General features: G+C 61.9%; 6 protein-coding genes. 4 read left to right on the forward strand and 2 right to left on the reverse strand.

Annotation, left to right across the window (positions count from 1 at the left end):
• Nucleotides 1-196: 196 nt before the first annotated feature.
• Nucleotides 197-538, forward strand: a complete 342-nt coding sequence (locus EOA86_RS40380) for a KTSC domain-containing protein (protein WP_245497301.1) — start codon at nucleotides 197-199, stop codon at nucleotides 536-538.
• A 607-nt stretch (nucleotides 539-1,145) separates the two neighbouring features.
• On the opposite strand, the gene EOA86_RS17410 is transcribed toward EOA86_RS40380, so the two are convergent.
• A complete protein-coding gene (locus tag EOA86_RS17410) occupies nucleotides 1,146-2,729 on the reverse strand; it encodes an adenylate/guanylate cyclase domain-containing protein (RefSeq protein WP_128342783.1) in 1,584 nt (527 codons plus the stop codon).
• Nucleotides 2,730-3,330: 601 nt separating this feature from the next.
• Here EOA86_RS17410 and EOA86_RS17415 point away from each other — a divergent pair.
• Nucleotides 3,331-3,735: a GFA family protein gene (locus EOA86_RS17415; protein WP_029347257.1), complete on the forward strand. Its 405-nt coding sequence runs from the start codon at nucleotides 3,331-3,333 to the stop codon at nucleotides 3,733-3,735.
• Between the two features lie 4 nt (nucleotides 3,736-3,739).
• Here the strand turns inward: EOA86_RS17415 and EOA86_RS17420 are convergent, their stop codons facing one another.
• The gene (locus tag EOA86_RS17420) at nucleotides 3,740-5,014 is read right to left on the reverse strand and encodes a DNA recombination protein RmuC (protein ID WP_127208582.1); all 1,275 of its coding nucleotides are present in this window, start codon (nucleotides 5,012-5,014) and stop codon (nucleotides 3,740-3,742) included.
• A 105-nt stretch (nucleotides 5,015-5,119) separates the two neighbouring features.
• On the opposite strand from EOA86_RS17420, the gene def reads away from it, so the two are divergent.
• Nucleotides 5,120-5,662: a peptide deformylase gene (def, locus tag EOA86_RS17425; protein ID WP_128342785.1), complete on the forward strand. Its 543-nt coding sequence runs from the start codon at nucleotides 5,120-5,122 to the stop codon at nucleotides 5,660-5,662.
• 13 nt (nucleotides 5,663-5,675) lie between these two features.
• A partial coding sequence (fmt, locus tag EOA86_RS17430; protein ID WP_206630054.1) for a methionyl-tRNA formyltransferase occupies nucleotides 5,676-6,487 on the forward strand: 812 nt, incomplete at its 3' end.

Consider the following 6,487-nt stretch of genomic DNA (forward strand, 5'->3'; position numbering starts at 1 on the left):
GCCGAAAGGTGCGGCGGGCTTTTTTTGACGTCCATACGGAACACCAGCTCGGGGAGGGGGTTCGGCTCCTGCAGCATCTTCTCCTGTGAACCAATGCTGCGAGATCGGTGTCCCTCCCGATCAGCCCGCGTCCTTCCCCTCCGTGGGGCGCAGGCAACTTCAGATGGACTCTCTCCCTGATCGGAGTAGTCACGTAATGCCGTCCACCTCGATACACAAAACGGAATACGATCCGGAGCGCAAAGTCCTCTCGGTGTGGTTCGTGGCCAGCGTTAAATGCTACCAGTTTGAGGACGTGCCCGCCGGAGACCTTCGCCGAGTTCCGAGCCGCCTTCGCCAAGGGCTTCTTCAACGAACAGATCCGCAATCACTTCCGCTACCGTCTGGTTGGACCCGCGGTCGACTGAGCACCATCAGCGGACGATCTCTCTTTTGGCAGGGATGCGGCTCATTCGTCGCGGCCGTCCGGCCAGCCTTTGCGAGGGTAAGGTCGGACATCGGAACGAAAGGCGGATTCGCGAATTCTACTGCTAGATAATCGGATTCGTCGCCCATGAGGCTCGCGACCCTCCACCTTGAAACTGCGAGATACGGCGATGTATATCGCGCCGAAAGGCTCGCGCGGCTGAGGCAGCAAATGATCCGGCACATCAAGCGCACTGACGCCTCGGCTCAAAAAGTCGAGCAAGCGCTGGCTAGTTTGGCCGAAGCAAACGCACCCATGCACCGGCTCGCGCGGCATCAGTAGGGCCGCGCTCATGCGCGCCTCCGCACCGGCACGATGTGCGGCGGGTTGTTCGGTTGCTGCATGTGGCGTTCTCTCCACATCCGTTTCGCGATGCCTGTCCTTACCCCCGTGGGGGCGCGGGCTTCATTCGACCATGGTGGCTAAGACCAGAACGGCCCGAGAACGAACACGGCCACTAGCGCAACAAAAAGCAAAGCGGCGATCACGGCGCCCCACATGAGGACCCTTCCGGTGCCGCGTTTCTCTTCCTCGCGAGACCGCCGCAAGTGCGGTCACGCCCTGTTTCAATTGGTTGGTCGGTCGGTTCTTCCCGCTCGGAAGTTCCTGCCTATCGCTGTGTTGCGCCCCAGCACCGCACCCAATTCGGTACGTTTTCGCGCATTTCCAGAATCAGACGTTAAAAAGCGGCGGGCTTGCTTCGGATGGTTAAGGCCAGGAGCGCCTCCGAAAGTCGTTTCTTCGCCCGCTCGACCCGTTCTCGTCGATTCTCAACATCGAGGAACAAGTCGAGGCCAGTCGCGTGCTCGCTGATGACCTGAGGGCGCTGGGCCAGTTCACCCAGGAGGCCCTCGACTTCGTAGGGGACAACCTCCCGGCTGATCCCCTTCATGGCAATCGGTGCTAACGGACGCGCCCGGACAAGGTCGCGGACGAGCGCGTAAGTCTCATAGCTGAGGCAGATGCCGCCGGGCTCGGCAATCGACTGCAGACGGGCCGCCAAGTTCGCTTCGGCTCCGATGATCGTGTAGTCCATCCGATCATCGGAACCGAAGTTTCCAACATTGCAATAGCCCGTGTTGATGCCCATGCGAGCTTGGAAGGGCCGTTCAACTCCGCGGTCACGCCACACCCTGTTCAACTGCTCCAGCCGGCGCTGCATGTCGACAGCCATGCGCAAGCAGGCTCTCGCGTCTTCCTCGACGCCTTGCGTCTCGGGGTCTCCGAAGAACACAAGAAGCGCGTCGCCAATGAACTTGTCGACGGTGGCGCCGTGTTTGAGCGCGATCGTCGACATCTCGGTGAAATACTCGTTGAGGAGAACCGTCAGGTCCTCGGGCTGGAGCCGTTCCACGATCGCGGTGAAATCCTTGACGTCGGAAAAAAAGATCGTGAGCTTCTTGCGTTCGGTCGCGATGGTGACGTCCTTCTGGCCGCTGAAGATGCTTTTGTAAATTTGAGGCGAGAGGTATTTGGCGATCTTCAATGAAATCGCGGCCAGGAAGTCGTTTGCCTCGGAAAGCTCTTTATTGATGCCCTGAACCAAGGCGGACTGACGACGCTGCAGGAGAATGAACGTCAGGCCCGCCGCCGCCGCGAAGCCGAAATATAGAAGCAGATATTTGAAAGCGAGGACGTTCGCAGCGATGGGCTGATTGACTGATATCTCCTGGATCCCTCGGACATCCCCAACCTTCCAGTCCGTCTTGGGGCTGTCCGGGTGTGAGTTATGGCAGGTCACACAGACTTGTCCCATTACAACCGGGGCTGCGGCGCGGACGTGCCGGTCAAACAGCGAACCCGAGACTTCGATGATCGGCTCCCTCGGGTTGGCGCGCAAAGCAAAGATTGCATTCCGCTCGAATGCATCGAGCTGATGGGGGTCGCGACCTTTGAAAGGTAGATCCGAGACGAACCGATATTTGACGGACCCGTCGTGAGCGCTGATGCGCTTGCCGAGTTCGATCGAGAGGGTTGCTGGAATAGGGATCGCGCCTGGCACGTCCCGGTAGTTGTGCGTCGCGGTCACGGCGTCGTCTGCTTGCAGCACGCGTCCCACGACTTCGCTGCCGTAGAATCCGCGCATTTCGTCGATGATCCGGCTGATTTCGCTGGCTTGCGTGCGCAGCATCCGTTCCGATAGGTCTCGCAGGTCGAGCCAGGCTGCGACGGGCAGACCTATAAGGCCGATGACCACTGCCGCTACCAGGAGCGGTCCCATGGTGCGCTGCTGACGCGCAATCTGTTCACCCAGTCCAGCCATTGTGCAAGCGCCCGGCAGTCACTAGCATCTGAATTATAGCTCATTCCCGGCAAGGTACTAGCGTCAGTCTTGGCTCGATGAAAACACGTCAGCCCTACAACGACCGACCTTGAGCGGTTGTTGCTAAGCCCCACCTCACAGCGCACTAGACGGGCAGTGAATCAGTGAAGGGGGTGTCGCAAATGGGGCCCCGAATGCGCTCCGGGATAACGGCTCAGGGTCAGAAGTTCACCTCCGGCAAGGCTGAGACTTCTGCGGCCGGAGAGCGCTTCGGAAAAGAAAGTATCCCGCGAAGCGTATCCTGCGGCGCCCGGCCAACTGGACTGTTCTCACGCTTGGAGAAGGAACGCTCAAAGCCACTGTCCGACTCTCTAGGGCTTTGGCCTATCGCTTTGAACGACTGGACGGCTCGTGCGTTGTGCTGCGTGTGGAGCTTCGGCGCATGGATCGATAGGCTCACAGCGGATGGAAACGATGCGGTACACCATGGCGGCGCATGGCGGGTCCCGAAAGTGATCTACGCGGCGCTCGCCCCATACTATGTGTCCAAACGGGCGCACCTCGCTCAAGCATTGCCGAACGAATTTTGGGAGGAATGAAAATGAAGATCGACGGCGGGTGCCATTGCGGCGCCATCACTTACGAGGCGGAAGTCGATCCGGAAAAGACCAGTATCTGCCACTGCACCGATTGCCAGCAACTGACGGGCACGGCCTTCCGCGTGACCGTGCCGGCGCCGGAGGACCACTACCGGATCACCAAGGGCACGCCGAAGATCTACATCAAGACCGCACCGAGCGGCGCCAGGCGCGCCCAGGCTTTTTGCGGCGAGTGCGGTTCGCATCTCTATGCCACGTCGGTCGGCGACGGGCCGAAAGTCTACGGCATCAGGGTCGGCACGGCGCGACAGCGCGAACAACTGATCCCGAGAAAACAGATCTGGCACCGCTCGGCGCTGCACTGGCTGCCGGAATTCGCAGGCACGACGATCGTGGAGGAGCAGTAGCCTCTCAGTCGTCGCCTTCGACCACCCTTAGCCTTAGCTGGCCGGTCTTGGAGTCCGCGACGCGTGCGCCTGCTTCGGCCCTCGCGCCGGTCCCATGTGTCGTCCCGGCCGATCCGGCGTCTTCCTCCGTCGGCTGCGCGCCGAACTCCAGCGCCTCGATCTTCTGGCCGCGCTTGGTCACCTTCGACGTCGAGACGAGGATGTCGTCGATATCCTTCGCCGACTGGCCGAAATGGCTCTGCAGCTTGCGCACCCGCTCGTCGAGGCGCGAGACATCCTCCATCAGCCGGATGACTTCGCCCTGGATCAGATGCGCCTGCTCGCGCATGCGGGCGTCCTTGAGGATCGCCTGGATGACCTGGATCGACAGCATCAGCAGCGACGGCGAGACGATGACTATTCGGGCGCGGTGCGCTTTGTGGACAATCCCCTCGAAATTCTCGTGGATCTCGGCGAATACCGATTCCGACGGAACGAACATAAAGGCGGTGTCCTGCGTCTCGCCCTGGATCAGGTATTTTTCGGAAATATCGCGGACATGCACCTCAATATCGCGCCGGAACGCTTGTGCGGCGACCTTCTGCAAATCGGCGCCTTCGGCGGCACGGATGGCATTCCAGGCTTCCAGCGGAAACTTGGCGTCGATGGCAAGTGCGGGCGCCCCATTCGGCATCTTCACCAGGCAGTCGGGCCGGCTTCCGTTCGACAGGGTCGCCTGGAATTCATAGGCGCCGTGCGGCAGGCCGTCGGCGACGATCGCCTCCATGCGCGACTGGCCGAAGGCGCCGCGCGTCTGCTTGTTGGAGAGGATCGCCTGAAGTTGAACGACCTGGCCGGCGAGCGACTGGATGTTGCCCTGCGCCGTATCGATGACCGCCAGCCGCTCCTGCAGCTTGGCGAGGCTCTCATGCGTCGATTTCGTCTGCTCGGTCATGGTCTGGCCGAGACGCCCGGTCATCGCGTCGAGGCGTTGGCCGATCGACTGTGTGAGTTCGGCCTGCCGCGCCCCGAACACTTCGGCGATGGCGCCCATGCGGCCCTGCATCTCGGCCTGGCTTTGCAAGATACCGGCCATCCGCGCCTCGGCGTCGCGGGCGTGGTCGGCAGCTTCGGCGGCAGCCACTGCACGCGCCTTGGCCGAGCGCCACAGCGCGACGACGAGCGCCACGAACAGCCCGAGGAACAGGATCGCGCCGAATGCCAATGCGTGGCCGAGCGTGATCCTGGTGGCGCCGAGCCGGGCGATCGGTTCGGACAGGATGGTGGTCAACTCGTTCATATTGGACAGCATAGATGATTCGGCCTGACGGGACAGATCAAAACGTGAACGGCGCTGCAAATGCCCCGGTTGACGCTTTTCATTCGAGGTCTTAGGTGAGACGCCATGTCGATCAAGCCGCTTATCATCCTTCCCGATCCCGTCCTGCGCCAGGTTTCAAGGCCGGTCGAGCGTGTCGACGGCGCTTTGCGCAAACTGGCCGACGACATGCTGGAGACCATGTATGATGCGCCGGGCATCGGTCTGGCGGCGATCCAGGTCGGCGAACCGCTGCGCATGCTGGTGGTTGACCTCGCCAAGGAAGACGAGACGCCGGCGCCGCATGTCTTCATCAATCCCGAAATCCTCGAGAGCGCCGATCAGCGCTCGGTCTACGAGGAGGGTTGCCTGTCGATCCCGGATTACTATGCCGAGGTCGAGCGCCCCGCCGCCGTGCGGGTGAAATATCTCGATCGTGACGGCAAGCTGCAGGAGATCGAGGCCGAAGGGCTGATGGCGACCTGCCTGCAGCATGAGATCGACCATCTCAACGGCGTTCTGTTCATCGACCACATTTCGAAGCTGAAGCGCGACATGGTGGTGAAGAAGTTCAAGAAGCTCGCCAGGGACAAGGCAGGGAACAAGGCGCCGGGCAAGGTGGTGGGATAGGCGCAAAATGCCCCTGCGCGTCATCTTCATGGGTACCCCCGAATTTTCCGTTCCGACGCTGCGGGCGATCGCGGAAGCCGGGCATGAGATAGAAGCCGTCTATACACAGCCACCGCGCGCCGCCGGTCGCCGCGGGCTGGGACTGATGCGGTCGCCGGTTCAGCGCGAGGCGGAGCAACTGGGCGTCGAGGTGCGGACGCCGGTGTCGCTGAAAAGCGAGGTCGAGCAGCAGGTGTTCCGCGCCTTGCGGGCCGATGTCGCCGTGGTCGTCGCCTATGGATTGCTGTTGCCCAAACCCATTCTCGAGGCGCCGTTGCTCGGCTGCCTCAATGGTCACGCGTCGCTGTTGCCGCGCTGGCGCGGCGCCGCCCCCATCCAGCGCGCCGTCATGGCCGGCGATTCCGAGACAGGCATGATGGTCATGCGGATGGAAGAAGGCCTGGACACCGGCCCGGTAGCCATGGTCGAAAAATGCGCCATCGGACCCGATATGACGGCCGGCGACCTGCACGATCGGTTGATGCTCATTGGCGCCGCGCTGATGGCGGAAGCGCTGGCACGGCTGGAACGGGATACCCTGACATTTACCACTCAGGCGACGGCGGGGGTGACCTACGCCAAAAAAATCGATAAAGCGGAGACGCGCATGGACTGGACGCGGCCTGCGGGCGAAGTCCACAATCATATTCGCGGCCTGTCGCCCTTTCCCGGCGCATGGTGCGAGACCGAAATCGGCGGCCGTCTGGAACGGCTGAAACTGCTTCGCTCGACGCTTTCGCAAGGCGCCGGCGAGCCGGGAGGAATTCTCGACGACCGGCTGACGGT

The sequence above is a fragment of the Mesorhizobium sp. M5C.F.Ca.IN.020.32.2.1 genome (assembly GCF_004023105.1).
Taxonomy (GTDB): Bacteria; Pseudomonadota; Alphaproteobacteria; order Rhizobiales; family Rhizobiaceae; genus Mesorhizobium; species Mesorhizobium wenxiniae.